At 39.4% G+C, this 16,004-nt stretch carries 14 protein-coding genes; 5 read left to right on the forward strand and 9 right to left on the reverse strand.

What is annotated here, in order from left to right; genetic code table 11:
• The first annotated feature begins 75 nt into the window (after positions 1 to 75).
• On the forward strand, positions 76 to 1,731 hold the full coding sequence (pafA, locus tag DET49_RS04355; RefSeq protein ID WP_133546873.1) for an alkaline phosphatase PafA: 1,656 nt from the start codon (positions 76 to 78) through the stop codon (positions 1,729 to 1,731).
• On the opposite strand, the gene DET49_RS04360 is transcribed toward pafA, so the two are convergent.
• From DET49_RS04360 to gcvP, 4 genes are all read right to left on the reverse strand, one after another.
• Entirely contained in the window at positions 1,723 to 2,571 is an 849-nt protein-coding gene (locus DET49_RS04360; RefSeq protein WP_133546874.1) for a glycosyltransferase, read from the reverse strand. The genes pafA and DET49_RS04360 overlap by 9 nt on opposite strands.
• Positions 2,572 to 2,614: 43 nt before the next feature.
• Positions 2,615 to 3,136 (reverse strand): methyltransferase, encoded by a 522-nt coding sequence (locus DET49_RS04365; RefSeq protein ID WP_133546875.1) that lies wholly within the window; start codon positions 3,134 to 3,136, stop codon positions 2,615 to 2,617.
• Positions 3,137 to 4,195, reverse strand: a complete 1,059-nt coding sequence (locus DET49_RS04370; RefSeq protein ID WP_133546876.1) for a 3-oxoacyl-ACP synthase III family protein — start codon at positions 4,193 to 4,195, stop codon at positions 3,137 to 3,139.
• A gap of 165 nt (positions 4,196 to 4,360) precedes the next feature.
• A complete protein-coding gene (gcvP, locus tag DET49_RS04375) occupies positions 4,361 to 7,207 on the reverse strand; it encodes an aminomethyl-transferring glycine dehydrogenase (protein WP_133546877.1) in 2,847 nt (948 codons plus the stop codon).
• Between the two features lie 131 nt (positions 7,208 to 7,338).
• Here gcvP and DET49_RS04380 point away from each other — a divergent pair, with 131 nt between their 5' ends.
• Positions 7,339 to 8,157 (forward strand): hypothetical protein, encoded by an 819-nt coding sequence (locus DET49_RS04380; protein WP_133546878.1) that lies wholly within the window; start codon positions 7,339 to 7,341, stop codon positions 8,155 to 8,157.
• On the opposite strand, the gene DET49_RS04385 is transcribed toward DET49_RS04380, so the two are convergent.
• The 5 genes from DET49_RS04385 to DET49_RS04405 form a co-directional block, all read right to left on the reverse strand.
• Positions 8,141 to 8,404, reverse strand: a complete 264-nt coding sequence (locus DET49_RS04385; RefSeq protein WP_133546879.1) for a hypothetical protein — start codon at positions 8,402 to 8,404, stop codon at positions 8,141 to 8,143. The genes DET49_RS04380 and DET49_RS04385 overlap by 17 nt on opposite strands.
• A 3-nt stretch (positions 8,405 to 8,407) precedes the next feature.
• Complete coding sequence (locus DET49_RS04390) at positions 8,408 to 8,959, reverse strand: sigma-70 family RNA polymerase sigma factor (RefSeq protein WP_133546880.1); 552 nt, start codon at positions 8,957 to 8,959, stop codon at positions 8,408 to 8,410.
• Positions 8,960 to 9,090: 131 nt separating this feature from the next.
• On the reverse strand, positions 9,091 to 11,127 hold the full coding sequence (locus DET49_RS04395) for a M3 family metallopeptidase (RefSeq protein ID WP_133546881.1): 2,037 nt from the start codon (positions 11,125 to 11,127) through the stop codon (positions 9,091 to 9,093).
• 296 nt (positions 11,128 to 11,423) lie between these two features.
• Complete coding sequence (purE, locus tag DET49_RS04400) at positions 11,424 to 11,909, reverse strand: 5-(carboxyamino)imidazole ribonucleotide mutase (RefSeq protein WP_133546882.1); 486 nt, start codon at positions 11,907 to 11,909, stop codon at positions 11,424 to 11,426.
• A 29-nt stretch (positions 11,910 to 11,938) separates the two neighbouring features.
• Complete coding sequence (locus DET49_RS04405; RefSeq protein ID WP_133546883.1) at positions 11,939 to 13,099, reverse strand: 5-(carboxyamino)imidazole ribonucleotide synthase; 1,161 nt, start codon at positions 13,097 to 13,099, stop codon at positions 11,939 to 11,941.
• Between the two features lie 118 nt (positions 13,100 to 13,217).
• Here DET49_RS04405 and DET49_RS04410 point away from each other — a divergent pair, with 118 nt between their 5' ends.
• From DET49_RS04410 to DET49_RS04420, 3 genes are all read left to right on the forward strand, one after another.
• Positions 13,218 to 14,330 (forward strand): adenylate kinase, encoded by a 1,113-nt coding sequence (locus tag DET49_RS04410; RefSeq protein ID WP_133546884.1) that lies wholly within the window; start codon positions 13,218 to 13,220, stop codon positions 14,328 to 14,330.
• A 12-nt stretch (positions 14,331 to 14,342) separates the two neighbouring features.
• Positions 14,343 to 15,350: a GTPase ObgE gene (obgE, locus tag DET49_RS04415; protein ID WP_133546885.1), complete on the forward strand. Its 1,008-nt coding sequence runs from the start codon at positions 14,343 to 14,345 to the stop codon at positions 15,348 to 15,350.
• A 106-nt stretch (positions 15,351 to 15,456) separates the two neighbouring features.
• Positions 15,457 to 15,981 carry a DUF4136 domain-containing protein gene (locus tag DET49_RS04420; RefSeq protein WP_133546886.1) on the forward strand — a complete coding sequence of 175 codons (525 nt, stop codon included), beginning with the start codon at positions 15,457 to 15,459 and terminating at the stop codon, positions 15,979 to 15,981.
• The last annotated feature ends 23 nt before the right edge of the window (positions 15,982 to 16,004 follow it).

Consider the following 16,004-nt stretch of genomic DNA (forward strand, 5'->3'; position numbering starts at 1 on the left):
AAGTATTTAACGTAGAATTAATCTTTAGCCTAATAAGTTTAGTAATTTTGAACTACTTCTATAAAACATAATATAATGAAGAGAATTGCATTTTTATTTTTGACCGGATTATTGACTTTTCAGGGATTTTCTCAGGAAGAGGTACAGGATAAACCAAAACTCGTTGTTGGAATTGTGGTGGATCAGATGCGTTACGATTACCTAACGCGATTCTGGGACCGGTTCGGGGAAAACGGATTTAAGAAACTGGTAAATGAAGGTTTTAATTTCAAAAACAATCATTTCAATTATGTGCCTACTTATACCGGCCCGGGCCACGCTTCTGTTTATACTGGAACCAGCCCGATGAACCATGGAATTATCGGGAATGGCTGGTACAACAAATTTATACATGAATCGGTTTATTGTGTGGGAGATGCGTCTGTTAATCCGGTGGGAACCCGGGATGATGCAGGGCAAATGTCACCACACCGACTGAAAACTACCACTTTTGCCGATGAAAACCGCTTACATACTCAAATGAGGGGTAAGACCATTGGGGTTGCCCTGAAGGACCGTGGATCCATTCTTCCTGCTGGTCACACCGCAAATGCGGCTTACTGGTTTCATGGCGGAGATGAAGGAAAGTGGATAAGCAGTTCTTTTTATATGGAGGATTTACCACAGTGGGTAAAGGATTTTAATGATTCAGATAAAGTTGAAGCTTATTTAAAGACATGGAATACTTTATATGATATTAATACTTATCATGAAAGTGGGAGCGACCTTAATGAGTTTGAAGGGGGCTACAGGGGCAAGGAGACCGCCACCTTCCCTTACGATCTGACCAAACTGGGTGATACTGATCGTAAATATGAAATTCTAAAATCCAGCGCCTACGGTAATGATATCACGACAGATTTTGCTCTTGCTGCTATTGATGCGGAAGATTTAGGAAGGGATGACATTACGGATGTGCTCACATTAAGTTATTCCAGTACGGATTATATTGGACATAATTTTGGCGTTAACTCAAAAGAAGTACAGGATGCTTATTTAAGGTTGGACCAGAATATAGCAGAGGTATTAAAACAATTGGATGAGAAGGTGGGCAAAGGAAACTATACCGTATTCCTAACTGCAGATCACGGAGGGGTAGATGTGCCGGCCTATTTGAAATCGGTAAATATTCCGGCTGGTTATTTTGAATCTGATGAATTTACAAAAGCCTTAAAAGAATTTACGCTTAAGGAATTTGAGGTGGAAAACCTTATAGAAAGTGTTTACAATAGCCAGGTTTTCTTTAATTATGAAGTTATGGAGCAAACGGGAATCAATTTTTCGGAATTGCAGTCAAAAGTGGCTCATTATATCCTTCAGCTGGATCAAATAGACAAAGTCTTTACCAGGGACCAACTTAGTAGCGGCAGTTTTGTTACTGGAGCAGGATCTGCTATTCAAAATGGATTTAATCAAAAAAGGAGTGGCGATGTAGTTTATGTTTTAGACCCTGCAACCATTGTTTATTCTAAAACCGGTTCGACTCACGGCAGCGGATTGATGTATGATACCCATGCCCCTTTGATTTTTTACGGAAATGGGGTAAAACACGGGAGCACAACAAAGCGAACAGAGATCATTGATATAGCGCCAACAGTTTCGGCTATTTTGGGAATTTCTTTTCCAAACGGAACAACCGGAACACCATTGCATATGCTACTGGAAAAAGGAGAGTCGGAAATATCAGAATAGTTTTTCCTGCATTTTTTTCCAACGTAAATTCCTGATAAAACGACCTTGTTCTTTATTAACAAGATAAGGTCGTTTTTCATTTTTAGCCCTTAAGAAACCCACGATACACTCCCGAAATATGCCTAAATTTTTCTTTTTAAAAGCAAGTTTGGCTGATGCGATTACCGATATTACAAAACCATATCTCAAACTGTAAAAGGCTGCGCCCTGTTTGTACTTCGAAGTTTTATTGTAGTTTTTTCCGGTGGGTTTAAGGTGTTTTACCCTTAGACTTTTATCGGTTTTTATTTCCCAGCCATGGTACTGGGCGAGCAATTCATCAACGGTATCCCATCCCATAGCCGGTTTGAGCCCGCCAATATCGTTATAACAAGCTTTCCGGTAGGCCTTTAAAGCACCACGAATATGATCTTTCCCGGTTAGGTCTTCTAAAACCCATGCTCCATTTTGTTGTATTTCACAAAATCCGCCAGCCATTCCAATTTTTGGATTTTGTTTAAAATGCATCATAATTTTCTCTAAATAATTTGTCGAAAAAATTAAATCCCCATCAAATTTACAGATGATATCAAAAGAAGAATCCAGCTTTGCCATACCCTGGTTATAGGCATTTATAACCTTGCTTCCGGGTAAATGAATTGCCCTGGATTTATTTTTTACAAGGGAAATTTGAGAATATTTAGCTGCAAAATTCTGGACGATCACTGGGGTGGCATCAGTGGAACCATCATCTACCACTACAATCCTTTCAGCTGGATAACTTTGGTTTAGTAAAGACTGGAGGGTGTCACCAATAAAATCAGCTTCGTTATAAACAGGGATGATAATATTGATTTTCAATGGCCGTAATTTAAGTGTTGCTGCCGGTTAAAGATAAATTCCTCTAGATTCTTTCTGCATAGACCGCGTAATACCTAGGGGTGAACTGTCTCAAAATCGGTCTGATCCCCAGCTTGTTTACCGGGTTGGTCCATTTTTTTCTGCTCGTAATTTTCCAGCCTGCTTTTTCTAAAAGCCAATCGAATTGCCAGTCTTCAAATTCGTGATAATGCCTATCGCGCAGATCAGTTTTACTTCGATAAGCAGCGGAAAACCATAATTTAAGCGGGACTGTCGCTACTAGTTTTTTAGCTTTAATTTTTGCTAAAACATTGTAGGGAGCAACCAGGTGTTCAAAAATTTCGAAGGCAGTAACTACCTGATATTCTGAATTCTCTACAGCTTCAGTATTGAGGTCTAAGTCTTCCCCTTGGGTATTTTGCACCTGATAATTATGAGTTTCCATAATTTCCGAAAAAGGATTTCTAACTCCTAAATCAAGAATTTTGGCGGGCGCCGGCACATTGGACTCTAAAAAATCTAAAGTTTCTTTATAACGTTTATTAGGAAAACTATTCTCGTACATCTAATATTGATAAACAATGGCGTTTATGTTCATTCCTGCACCAACACTGGCAAACATCACCACATCTCCCTTATCAAGATGCTGATCAGCGATTTGATGTCTAACCACAAGATCGTAAAGCGTAGGAACCGTAGCCACACTGCTGTTGCCTAGTTCCTGGATGGTCATCGGCATTACCTTATTTGGGACCTTCTGTTTATGCAGTTTAAAGAAGCGTTTTATAATGGCTTCATCCATTTTCTCATTTGCCTGGTGAATAAAGATCTTTTTTAGATCTTTTATGTTTTTGCCGCTGTTTTCTAAACAGGTTTTCATCGCTGTCGGCACATGCATTAAGGCAAATTCATAAATTTTACGACCATTCATTTTAATATATCGTAAATCCTCTGGAGATTCCGTCCGGTTTGATTTGCCAAAGTAAATATAATTGGCCTCATTAAAGGAATAAGTGCCGGATTCGTGGGCAAGGATTCCTCCTTTTTGATTGGTTTCCTCTAAAACTATTGCCCCGGCACCATCAGAGAAAATCATAGAATCACGGTCATGCTTATCTACCACGCGAGATAGGGCTTCAGCACCAATCACAAGGCATTTCTTAGCCATTCCCGCCTTAATAAAAGCCTGTGCCTGGATAACGCCTTCAATCCAACCCGGGCAGCCAAAAAGAACATCATACCCAACACATTTCGGATTTTTAATGCGTAAATGATATTTCACTCTTGTAGCCATACTTGGAACCGTGTCACTTTGTATGCTTGTGTGTTTTACATCACCATAATTATGGGCTACAATAATATAATCCAGGGTTTCAGGATCGGTGCCTGAGGCTTCTAAAGCTTGCTGGGCGGCAATTACCGCCATATCTGAAGTATTTAAATTCTCCTCCAGGTATCGCCGTTCTTCAATTCCCGTGATAGCCTTAAATTTGGCAATGGTGGTTTTATTGTCCTGGGGAAATCCTGTTCCGTCAAGATTTAAAAATTCATGGTTATCAAAGTCAGCATTTGTGGTTATAACTTTGGGGATATAACTACCTGTGCCGGTAATTTTAATATTCATCTGACTTTTAATTAAGATTAAACTCCAATGTACTAATTACAAATATAATCAGCTTTAAATAAATCTGAAAAATAAACTGAAATGTGATCGGAATCATATATAAAAAATGCCTGAAAAAAACCTTGAGGATAATTTCCCTAGAAAATTTTCAGGCAATTCTTTATGTTATGCATCCATATACTCCTCAATGGGAGGGCAGGTACACATTAGATTTCTATCTCCAAAGGCTTCGTCTACACGTCTTACACTTGGCCAGAATTTATTTTCGGAAACAAAATTAAGCGGATAGGCCGCTTTTTCCCTGGTATATGAAAACTTCCACTCATCTGAGGTCAGCATCGTTATGGTATGCGGGGCGTTTTTAAGGACGTTATCCTCCTGGCTATCCAGTTCCTGTATTTCCTGCCTAATAGAAATAAGCGCATCGCAAAACCTGTCCAGTTCGGCTTTACTTTCGCTTTCGGTAGGTTCTATCATCATAGTTCCTGCCACCGGGAAAGAAACCGTTGGTGCATGGAATCCGTAATCAATTAATCGCTTGGCAATATCAACTACTTCAATACCTTTCTCTTTAAATGGACGACAATCCAGGATCATCTCGTGAGCAGCCCGACCGCGTTCTCCAGAGTATAATGTCTTGTAATGATCGTTTAAACGTTCTTTTATATAATTGGCGTTTAATATAGCATATTCAGTTGCTTTCTGAAGTCCTTTGCTGCCTAACATAGTAATGTAACCGTATGAAATAAGGCAAACTAAAGAAGAACCCCATGGAGCGGAGGAGATGGCGCCGATAGCTTTTTCCCCACCCGTCTTGATTACAGGATTACCGGGTAAGAACGGTGCTAATTGTTTGGCAACACAAATGGGACCTACACCGGGACCACCGCCCCCGTGAGGAATTGCAAAGGTTTTATGTAAATTCAAATGGCAAACATCGGCACCAATCACCCCGGGATTGGTAAGGCCAACCTGGGCGTTCATATTTGCGCCATCCATATAAACCTGCCCCCCGTGATCGTGAATAATTTGCGTAATTTCCTTGATAGCCGATTCAAAGACCCCGTGGGTAGAAGGATAGGTGACCATCAAGGCGGCAAGATTATCTTTATATTTTATAGCTTTTTCTCGAAGGTCGTCAACATCTATATTTCCGTTTTCTGAAGCTTTGGTCACTACCACCTTCATTCCGGCCATTACCGCGGAAGCTGGGTTGGTTCCGTGCGCTGAAGACGGGATTAAGCATATGTTTCTATGTGCTTCCCCTTTAGATTCGAGGTAGGCTCTAATTGTCATAAGGCCGGCATATTCTCCCTGTGCGCCTGAATTTGGTTGCAGCGAAGTTGCAGAAAACCCGGTGATTTCCGTTAACTGCTCCTCCAGTCTTTTCAAAACGATCTGGTAACCCTCGGCCTGATCAACGGGAACAAACGGGTGAATATTTCCCCATTGCGGATTGCTTAAAGGAAGCATTTCCGAAGCCGCATTTAATTTCATAGTGCAACTTCCGAGCGAGATCATAGACTGGTTAAGCGAAAGGTCCTTTCGCTCCAGTTTTTTGATATAACGCATCAATTCGGTTTCCGAATGATAAAGGTTAAAAACTTTATGAGTCAGAAATTCCGTTTTTCTTTGTAAGGCCGAAGGAATTGTTTCTTCTTCATTTAGCCTTTCAATTTCAGCGGCATTTTTACCGCCAACTGAAGCGAATACTTTTAAAATATTATTGATATCCTCCTGGGTTGTGGTTTCATTGAGTGAAATACAAACCGTTTCGGAATCAGGATAATAAAAGTTGATTTCGTTCTTTTCAGCCTCAGTTTTAATTTTTTTAGCATCTGCCTTGACCTGGAGCGTATCAAAATAGGCGGAATTGACTTGTTTAAGCCCCATTTTTTCTAACTCTTCAGCTAAAGTCACTGTAGAGAAGTGAACGGTATCAGCAATATATTTTAACCCGCTAGGACCGTGGTAAACTGCATACATCCCTGCCATAACGGCCAATAAGACCTGAGCAGTGCAAATATTTGAAGTAGCTTTATCGCGCTTGATGTGTTGTTCCCTGGTTTGAAGTGCCATTCTCAAGGCATGGTTACCATCGATATCTTTGGTTACACCAATAATTCTTCCGGGAAGATTTCTTTTATAATCTTCTTTGGTTGCAAAATATGCAGCATGAGGACCGCCATAACCTAACGGAATCCCAAATCGCTGGGTGGTGCCAACCACGACATCTACACCAAGTTCTCCCGGTGCCTGTAGTTTTACCAAACTCAAAATGTCGGCAGCAACGGCCACTTTTATCCCTGCATTTTTACATTTAGAAACAAAAGCTGCATAATCGAAAACCTGACCGTATTTGCCCGGATATTGTAGCAAAGCGCCAAAGAATTGCTCGTTAAAATCAAATTCCTGGTGATTACCCACCACAAGCTCAATGCCCATAAAATCCGCACGGGTTTTAATGAGGTCTATAGTTTGAGGTAAGACCTGCTCAGAAACAAAGAATTTATTAACTTCATTTTTCTTTTGCTTACGATCTCGCACCGCGAATAAAAGCCCCATAGCTTCCGCCGCTGCAGTTGACTCGTCTAAAAGTGAGGCATTGGCTATTTCCATCCCGGTAAGATCGCTTACCATAGTTTGGAAATTCAATAAAGCTTCCAGTCTTCCCTGTGCAATTTCCGCCTGGTACGGGGTGTAGGCGGTATACCAACCCGGGTTTTCCAAAATATTCCTTTGAATAACTGCCGGTAAGATTCCCTGGTGATAACCAAGACCTATATAGCTCTTAAAAATCTTGTTTTTAGCTGCAAGTTTTCCAATATGCTCCGCGTATTGGTTTTCACTGAGTGCCGAAGGTAAATTTAATGGCGATTTTAAACGAATATCGTCAGGGATGGTTTCGTATATCAGTTGTTCTAACGTATCTACACCAATGGTGTCCAACATAGCCTGTAGATTGCTTTCTCTAGGGCCAATATGGCGTAGGGCAAAAGAATCTGTTCTCATTAAAATAAAGTTGTGGTTTTGTGCTGCGAAAGTACATATTTTTAACGTAAATTTTTAGTGTTTAGGCCGATACACTTGTTAAGATTTGAACGCACAATCCTGGTTGCGGCTAGAATGATTATTTTAGCAGCATGTGGGGGTTAAAAAAAATTCTTGACTTTTATATAAATAGCAGTCTGCACGTGGCTTTGGCCGTGGTTTCTTTAAGCATTTTAAGTTTTCTGGAATTCCATATTGAATTGGATAAAGACCTGCTGCTTTTTATATTCCTGGGAAGTATTACCGGCTATAATTTTGTAAAATACGCTGGCATTGCCAGACTTCATCATGCCAGTCTGGCCAGGAACCTAAAACTGCTACAAATTTTCTCATTTTTCTGCTTTCTAGCCTTTGTATATTTTGCTTTTCAACAGGAGTTAAAAACAATTTTGGTTTCTGGGATTTTAGGAGTTTTTACTTTGCTTTACGCAATTCCCCCAGGAAAAAACAAGCAAAATTTACGAAATATAGGGGGTGTTAAAATTTTTATTATCGCCATGGTATGGGCAGGCGTTACGGTTATTTTGCCTGTAATAGATCAGGCAGGTTTTTATAAGGTGAGCATTACTTTTTTCCAACGTTTTTTCTTTGTGATCGCTATAACGCTTCCCTTTGAGATAAGAGACCTTAAATTTGATTCCGGGGATTTAAATACTATCCCCCAACAAACTGGAATAGCAAATACTAAGAGAATTGGTTATATTTTACTTGCACTTATGCTGGCTTTTGAATTTTTAAAGCCTGGCGCTTCAATAATAAATTTTATCGCTCTTAGTATGACTTTATTGATTTCAGCATTTTTTATTAAAGCCGCAGAAGTGGATCAACATAAATATTATTCGGCCTTTTGGGTGGAGGGGATTCCTGTATTTTGGTTGTTTTGCTGGCTGGTAGTTAAGATTCTTTTTTAGCCATCTCCTTTTCGATGCGGTTTCTCCATGCCTTTTTTTCTTCTTCGGAGCAGGTTTTGACCTTGGATTTTTTAATTAAGCGGGTAAGTTTAGTATTTTTGGAGGTATACTTCCGGCAAGGTTTGCATAAAAGCAGGTGCATGAGCATAGCGATCTTTTCTCGGGTTCCAGCTTCGTTGTACTGGCTTTTATCACAGCAGTTTTCAGCTTTTGAACAATCAAAAATGAAAAAATTTCGTTTCGGCATAATTTAGAACCAGTTTTTTTCAAGGCAGGCGGCCAAAGCGGTACGTGCCCTGTGAATAATTACCCAAAGGTTAGACGGACTAATATTGAATTCTTTACAAACTGCTTCAGTGTCAGCCTCATCAATGGTTTTCATTTTGAAAATAGCGGCATGTTTCTCGTTTATCTGCTCAAGACATTCTAAAATAGCCAGTCCTAGCTCCGTGTTTTCCATATCATCCTCGGCAGAGCGATCAAAAGTATCGGCTACCTGTTCTTCCAGCCAGTCTCCATTATTTTCAGAATCCGAATAATTAATACGCACCTCTGCTTTACCTTTTTGTGAATTTATCTTGCGATAATGATCTATAATTTTACGTTTTAAAATGGAAATAAGCCAGGTGCGCTCGGTGGCTCTTCCTTCAAAATTATCTTTAGAATTAAGCCCAGCCAGAAAGGTTTCCGAAATTAAATCGTTGGCCACCTCGCGATCGTTTACCCTAACAATTGCATAGTTAAACAGGTAATCTGAATATTTGTCCACCCATTTTGTAGGATCGAGTTGGTGAGTTGGCATAAGCTAGCTTCAAGGTCACTTCAAAATTAACAAAAGTATTTGGATATATAAGCTATTGATCTTATAAGCTTTTATCGCAAAAAACTTTGAAGAAAGGGCAAGCGGTTTGAAACTACAAACCGCTAATAACTTTATTGTTTTTCAATCAGTCCGGCACGTTTAAGTAAAGCATCGGGTTTGGGTTCTTTACCTCGGAATTTTTTATAGAGGGTCATCGGATGGTCCGTACCGCCCTGGGAAAGGATAGTTGTCTTAAATTTATTGGCAACTTCCCGACTAAAGATTCCGTGTTGCTGGAAATATTCAAAGGTATCGGCATCTAAAACTTCCGCCCATTTATAGGAGTAATACCCAGCTGAGTATCCGCCCTGGAAAATATGGGAGAATGCGGTACTCATACAATTTTCTGCTACATTTGGAAATAATTTTGTACGCTCAAAGGCTTTGTCCTCATTAGCTTTGACCTCTTTAATTGAAGAAGGATTAACCCCGTGCCAGCTCAAATCCAGCATGCCAAAACTAAGTTGTCTAAGGGTGGCCATTCCTTCCTGGAAATTTGCCGATTCCCTTATTTTCTGAATCAGTTCCATAGGTATTACGGCCCCGGTATCGTAGTGTTTTGCAAACAACTGAAGTGCTTCCTTTTCGTAGCACCAATTCTCTAATAACTGACTGGGTAGTTCCACAAAATCCCAGTATACGTTCGCACCGGAAAGACTCGGATACTGCGTATCACCCAACATCCCGTGCAAGGCATGCCCAAATTCGTGGAAAAGGGTAGTGACTTCATTAAATGTAAGCAGCGAAGGTTGTTTTTCAGAAGGTTTGGTGAAATTGCAAACAATAGAAATATGCGGACGTTCTTCCATACCGTCTTTTTTGTATTGAAACTTATAACCCGTCATCCAGGCGCCATCGCGTTTGCCGGGTCTAGGGTGGAAATCGGCATAGAAAAGTGCGATTTCTTTTTTATTTTCATCAATAACCCGGTAGGTTTTTACGTCTTTGTGATATTTATCCACATCAAAAACTTCCTGGAAACTAAGATCATAAAGTTTATTGGCTACCGTGAAAACGCCTTCTATTACATTTTCAAGTTTAAAATAAGGTTTGAGTTTTTCATCATCGAGATCAAATAATTTCTGTTTGAGTTTTTCGCTATAATATGCCGCATCCCATTTTTGTAATTGATCTATGCCATCCAAATCTCTGGCGAAATTTTCTAGCTCTGCAAATTCACGTTCAGCAGCGGGTTTAGCCTTTTCAAGAATTTCCTCTAAAAAGCTGTTTACTTTTTCCGGAGTTTCTGCCATACGTTCTTCCAGAACAAAGTGAGCATGGGTTTTGTAACCCAGGAGTTGTGCGCGTTTATATCTTAATTGAGCGATCTGCAGCACATTTTTCTGATTATCCAATTCGTCCTGGTGAAAGCCCTTGGAACCAAAGGCAAGCGCCATTTTTTTTCTTAGATCCCTGTTTTGAGCATATTTCATAAAAGGGAGGTAACTGGGGTACTCCAGGGTAAATATCCAGCCCTTTTTTCCTTTTGAACTGGCCACCTGTGCCGCTTCTTCCCTAAAGCTTTCAGGAAGTCCTTTTAAATCATTTTCATCGGTGAGCTGTAATTCAAATTTGTTAGTTTCGGCAAGTACATTTTGACCGAAATCCAAACTTAACTTTGAAAGGGATTTGTCAATATCTCTAAGTTCGTTTTGTTTTTCAATAGGTAAGTTTGCACCGTTGCGAGCAAAAGCCTTGTATTTTCTATCTAATAGTGTGTTTTGTTCGGTATTTAGATCAAGTGTTTCTTTTTTTAAGTAAACCGATTTCACTCTTTCAAAAAGCGCTTTATTGAGGATTATATCGTTCCTGAATTCTGATAGAATCGGGGAAACTTCCTGAGCGATTTGCTGAATTTCTTCATTGGTCTCAGCGGAATTAAGATTAAAGAATATACTGGTGACCCGGTCTAATTTTTCTCCTGAAAATTCTAAGGTTTCAATGGTATTATAAAAGCTGGGTTCTTCAGGATTTGTGCTAATCGCATTTATTTCTTCCCTGGCCATTTCAATGGCTTTGATAATCGCAGGTTTAAAATGCTGGTTTTTAATTGTTGAAAACGGAGCGTAATCAAATTCCTGTAAAAGGGGATTATTTTGAGTGGTCATTATCTCTGGTTGCTTTTTAATTTGAAATGTCTAATTTATTTATTAATCACTGTTTAAGCGATTTTAGGCATGTACTTAACTTAAATTTGACGTTTTTAGTAAGTTTTTTTAACGCAAAACATTTTTTTTATGGGAAAAACTGTATATTTCAGCTTTAAAATATTGAACGTTTTAAAATTGTAGTAGCTTTTAAAGTTTTTCTGGTTTAAATATTTAGAATGGTTAATAAATAATTGTACAGATTTAGGTAAGTTTACTACAAAGAAAGCCACGTCTTGCGACGTGGCTTTTGCTTTTTATCGCTTTACTTTTTTAGAGCCTTCAATTACTTTTTCTTTGAGGCCCTCTTTATAAACCAGAATTTTATCTAAGGTACATTTATCAGAAGCGCCAATTATTTGAGCCGCTAAAATTCCTGCGTTTTTTGCTCCGTTAAGTGCTACTGTAGCTACCGGGACACCACCCGGCATTTGTAAGATAGATAAAACCGAATCCCAGCCATCAATAGAATTACTGGATTTAACCGGAACTCCAATTACCGGAAGGGGGGAAAGCGAGGCAATCATTCCAGGGAGGTGAGCGGCGCCACCGGCACCGGCTATAATCACTTTTATTCCACGCTGGTGCGCAGTCTTTCCATATTCAAATAATTTTTCTGGGGTACGGTGGGCAGAAACGATATCTACTTCCACTTCCAGGTCGAAGCCTTCCAGAATGTCTATGGCTTCCTGCATTACCGGAAGATCGCTGGTGCTTCCCATTATTACTGCTACTTTGTTCATAATTATAGTTTCAAAAAACTTTGTAAACCTTATTGTTTAGAAATAACTTTTATTGAATTCTTAACATTTTCTGCAATTCTTCTCGCTTCCGAAAGATCTTTATTTACGATGGTAACGTGACCCATTTTCCGAAATGGACGAGTCATTTTTTTGCCGTAAATATGTGGTGTTACTCCCGGCATCCTCATTATCTTTTCAATATTCTCATATACCACTTCGCCCTGGTGATTCTGATCACCTACCAAATTTACCATAATTCCACCGACTTTACTATCGGTATTTCCCAGTGGTAAATCTAAAATAGCACGAAGGTGTTGTTCAAACTGATTGGTATAACTCGATTCAATACTATAATGCCCGCTGTTATGTGGTCTGGGTGCGACTTCATTCACCAGAATTTCATCAGCTTCTGTTTGAAACATTTCAACAGCTAGCAGGCCGACGTGCTTAAATGCCTCGGATACGTTAACCGCCAGCTTCCTGGCTTTTTTTTCCACCGAATCTTCGATCCTGGCAGGACAAATTACATATTCTACCTGGTTGGCTGTGGGGTGGAATTCCATCTCTACTACCGGATAGGTTTTTACCTCTCCTGAAGCTGATCTAGCTACAATTACTGCCAATTCATTTTTAAAAGGAACAAGGGTTTCCGCAATGCATTCTGCATCCGGGAGCTCCTGTATAGCTTCCATGCTTTTTATTACCGAAACTCCTTTTCCATCATAACCCCCGGTTGTACTTTTCCAAACGAAAGGCAGATGCGTTTCACCTTTCTCTAGGGCGGAAATCAATTCTTTTTTGGTGGAATAAACTTTAAAATCAGCGGTTGGAATTTGATGTTTTTTATAAAAATTCTTTTGAACTCCCTTATTCTGAATCTTCTCCAGAGTTTCAGCCGCAGGATAGGTTTTTACACCTTCCTGCTGTAGTTGCTTTAATGCTTCGATATTTACACCTTCTATTTCAAAAGTGAGCACGTCCACTTTTCTTCCGAAGTTAATCACCGTATCAAAATCCATAAGATCCCCGGTTTCGAAATAATCACAGGCAATTTTGCAGGGGGCTTCAGGGTTTGGATCTATAACATTGGTTTGGATATCGTATTTGCGGGTTTCATAAAGCATCATTTTGCCCAATTGTCCCCCACCTAGAATTCCCAATTTAAAATCGGAAGAAAAATAATTGATCATACCGTGAATGTTTCCGCAAAAATAATTTTTTCGGTCAAGCTGTGCTATTATTCTTATGGAAATCTGGCAGTTTGGGTTGTTAAGAATCCTTATCTTTGCCCTTTAAAATTTTTCAGATTTGATAAAACTACACGATTTAGAATTTGAGCCTTATATTTCAGAAGAAGAAATCAATGTAGCCATAACTAGCTTGGCTGCGAAGCTTAATGAAGATTACCGTGATGCTAATCCGGTTTTTTTAGGAGTGCTTAATGGGTCTTTTATGTTTGCAAGTGAAGTGATTAAAAGATTTAATGGAGAATGCGAAGTTAGTTTTGTGAAACTAGGTTCTTACCAGGGTACCAAAACTACTGGGGAAGTAAAAACCCTTTTAGGCTTGACTCAGTCGCTCAAGGGTAAAAAAGTTATTTTACTGGAAGATATTGTGGATACCGGTAATACTTTGGAGGAGATCAATAAAATCTTGCACCAGGAAGAGGTTGCTAATTATGAAGTCGCGACCTTATTTTACAAACCCGAAGCTTATAAAAAGGATTTTAAAATAAAATATATAGGATTAGAGATTCCGAATAAATTTATTGTAGGTTATGGTCTGGATTATGATGGTTTAGGACGAAATCTTACACAAATCTATAAACGTAAAGAAAACAACATGACAAATTTGGTTTTGTTCGGCCCACCCGGCGCCGGTAAAGGAACTCAGGCAGACATTCTAAAAGAGAAATATAAACTAATCCATATCTCAACCGGAGATGTTTTTAGGTATAACATCAAAAGCAAAACTGAATTGGGTTTACACGCTAAATCTTTTATGGATAAAGGACAGTTGGTTCCCGATGAAGTGACCATAAAAATGCTGAATGCTGAGGTGGAAAAAAATAGTGGAGCTAAGGGTTTTATCTTTGACGGATTTCCCAGAACTGCGGCCCAGGCAGATGCCTTAGCTGAATTATTGGAATCAAAGAATACCGAAGTGACCGCAATGATTGCCTTAGAAGTAGATGATCAGGTGTTAGTAGAACGACTTTTAGAAAGAGGAAAAACTTCAGGAAGAAAAGATGATGCCGATGAATCGGTAATAAGAAACAGGATCAAGGTGTATTATAATGAAACCGCTATCCTTAAAGAATATTATAAAAAACAAGGCAAATATTACGGTGTGGATGGGGTCGGTTCCGTGGAGGAAATTACCCAGCGTCTAAGTACCGTAATTGATAAATTGCAGGCTTAATAAATTTAAAATATGACTGAAGGGAATTTTGTTGATTATGTAAAGATTCATGTAGCTTCCGGAAAAGGAGGAAGTGGATCTTCACACCTGCACCGTGAAAAATACGTTGCCAAAGGCGGGCCTGATGGAGGTGATGGAGGACGAGGCGGACATGTCATTGTGAAGGGAAACAAAAACCTTTGGACGCTATATCATTTAAAGTTTAAAAGGCATATTCGTGCTGAACACGGTAGTAACGGTAGTAAGCAACGTAGTACCGGAGCTGAAGGTGCTGATCAGTATATAGAAGTACCTCTGGGAACGGTAATTCGCGATACCGAAACCCAGGAAGTTATTCATGAAATCACGGAAGACGGAAAAGAATATCTTATCGCTGAAGGGGGCATGGGTGGTCGCGGGAACTGGCATTTTAAAAGCTCCACCAACCAAACCCCGAGATATTCTCAGCCGGGAATAGATGGTACCGAGGTAGATATCACCCTGGAGTTAAAAATCCTTGCTGATGTCGGCCTGGTTGGCTTTCCCAATGCAGGTAAATCAACTTTACTTTCTGTAATTACCGCTGCCAAACCAAAGATTGCCGATTATGAGTTTACGACCCTTAAACCCAATTTGGGGATTGTGGAATACCGTGACTTTAAAACCTTTGTGGTCGCTGATATACCAGGAATTATTGAAGGTGCTGCTGAAGGTAAAGGCATCGGCCATCGTTTTCTGCGCCATATTGAACGAAATTCGACATTATTATTTTTAGTGCCGGCTGATGCCCCTGATATTTCAAAACAATACGAAATTCTCCTGGATGAATTACGTAGGTATAATCCGGAAATGCTGGATAAGGACAGGCTGGTTGCTATCTCAAAAAGTGACATGCTGGATGCCGAATTAAAATTAGAGTTGAAAAACGAATTAGATAAAAATCTGGGAGTTCCTTATCTGTTTATTTCTTCAGTGGCACAACAAGGTTTGACCGAACTAAAAGACAGGTTATGGGAAATGTTAAATAAAGAGCCCTCTTAAACCCTGTTAATTTTAGAATTCCTGCAGAGTTTTTGATTAATTTTAAACAGCATAGATTAATTTCTACGCTGTTTTTTTATGCTTTTAATTTAAATAATAACCGTCTATGAAATTAATAAAATTGGTTTTGGTTTGCCTAATCCTTATGTCATGTAATAGCCCGAGAGCGATTTATGATTACGACCAGAGCATTAGTTTTAAAGGATTTAATACTTATGGGCTCTATCCTGATTTTCAGTCGGAGCTGTCTGCCTTAGATGAAACCAGGCTTATCGAGAGCCTTAGAGAGGGAATGAAAAACAATGGGTTTTCTATTTCGGAGCAACCCGATATTTATGTCAATGCTTATTCCCGGGAATATATTGACCAGAATAGAAGTAGGGTCGGTATAGGAATTGGGGGTGGTAGTGGTAATGTTGGAGTAGGAGTTTCAGGAGGGATCCCTTTAGAGAACAATACCAAGATTCTTGAGATTACCATAGACTTTATTAATGCACAAGAGGATGCGCTGATATGGCAAGCTGTGGTAGAATCTAAAATCAATCTTAATGCTTCCCCGCAGGAACGACGTGCTATGTTTGAAAAAATAGTTGAAAAGGCCTTAAAAGGATATCCACCAGAGAAGAACTAAGAATTTATTAGTGAGGGGTATGG

The sequence above is a fragment of the Salegentibacter sp. 24 genome (assembly GCF_004362395.1).
Lineage (GTDB): Bacteria > Bacteroidota > Bacteroidia > Flavobacteriales > Flavobacteriaceae > Salegentibacter.

Bases quoted from the DNA above. Each gene is read 5' to 3' on its own strand.
- pafA (WP_133546873.1), top strand. From the start codon at position 76: ATGAAGAGAATTGCATTTTTATTTTTGACCGGATTATTGACTTTTCAG.
- DET49_RS04365 (WP_133546875.1), bottom strand. From the start codon at position 3,136: ATGTACGAGAATAGTTTTCCTAATAAACGTTATAAAGAAACTTTAGAT.
- DET49_RS04370 (WP_133546876.1), bottom strand. From the start codon at position 4,195: ATGAATATTAAAATTACCGGCACAGGTAGTTATATCCCCAAAGTTATA.
- gcvP (WP_133546877.1), bottom strand. From the start codon at position 7,207: ATGAGAACAGATTCTTTTGCCCTACGCCATATTGGCCCTAGAGAAAGC.
- DET49_RS04380 (WP_133546878.1), top strand. From the start codon at position 7,339: ATGTGGGGGTTAAAAAAAATTCTTGACTTTTATATAAATAGCAGTCTG.
- DET49_RS04385 (WP_133546879.1), bottom strand. From the start codon at position 8,404: ATGCCGAAACGAAATTTTTTCATTTTTGATTGTTCAAAAGCTGAAAAC.
- DET49_RS04390 (WP_133546880.1), bottom strand. From the start codon at position 8,959: ATGCCAACTCACCAACTCGATCCTACAAAATGGGTGGACAAATATTCA.
- DET49_RS04395 (WP_133546881.1), bottom strand. From the start codon at position 11,127: ATGACCACTCAAAATAATCCCCTTTTACAGGAATTTGATTACGCTCCG.
- purE (WP_133546882.1), bottom strand. From the start codon at position 11,909: ATGAACAAAGTAGCAGTAATAATGGGAAGCACCAGCGATCTTCCGGTA.
- DET49_RS04405 (WP_133546883.1), bottom strand. From the start codon at position 13,099: ATGATCAATTATTTTTCTTCCGATTTTAAATTGGGAATTCTAGGTGGG.
- obgE (WP_133546885.1), top strand. From the start codon at position 14,343: ATGACTGAAGGGAATTTTGTTGATTATGTAAAGATTCATGTAGCTTCC.
- DET49_RS04420 (WP_133546886.1), top strand. From the start codon at position 15,457: ATGAAATTAATAAAATTGGTTTTGGTTTGCCTAATCCTTATGTCATGT.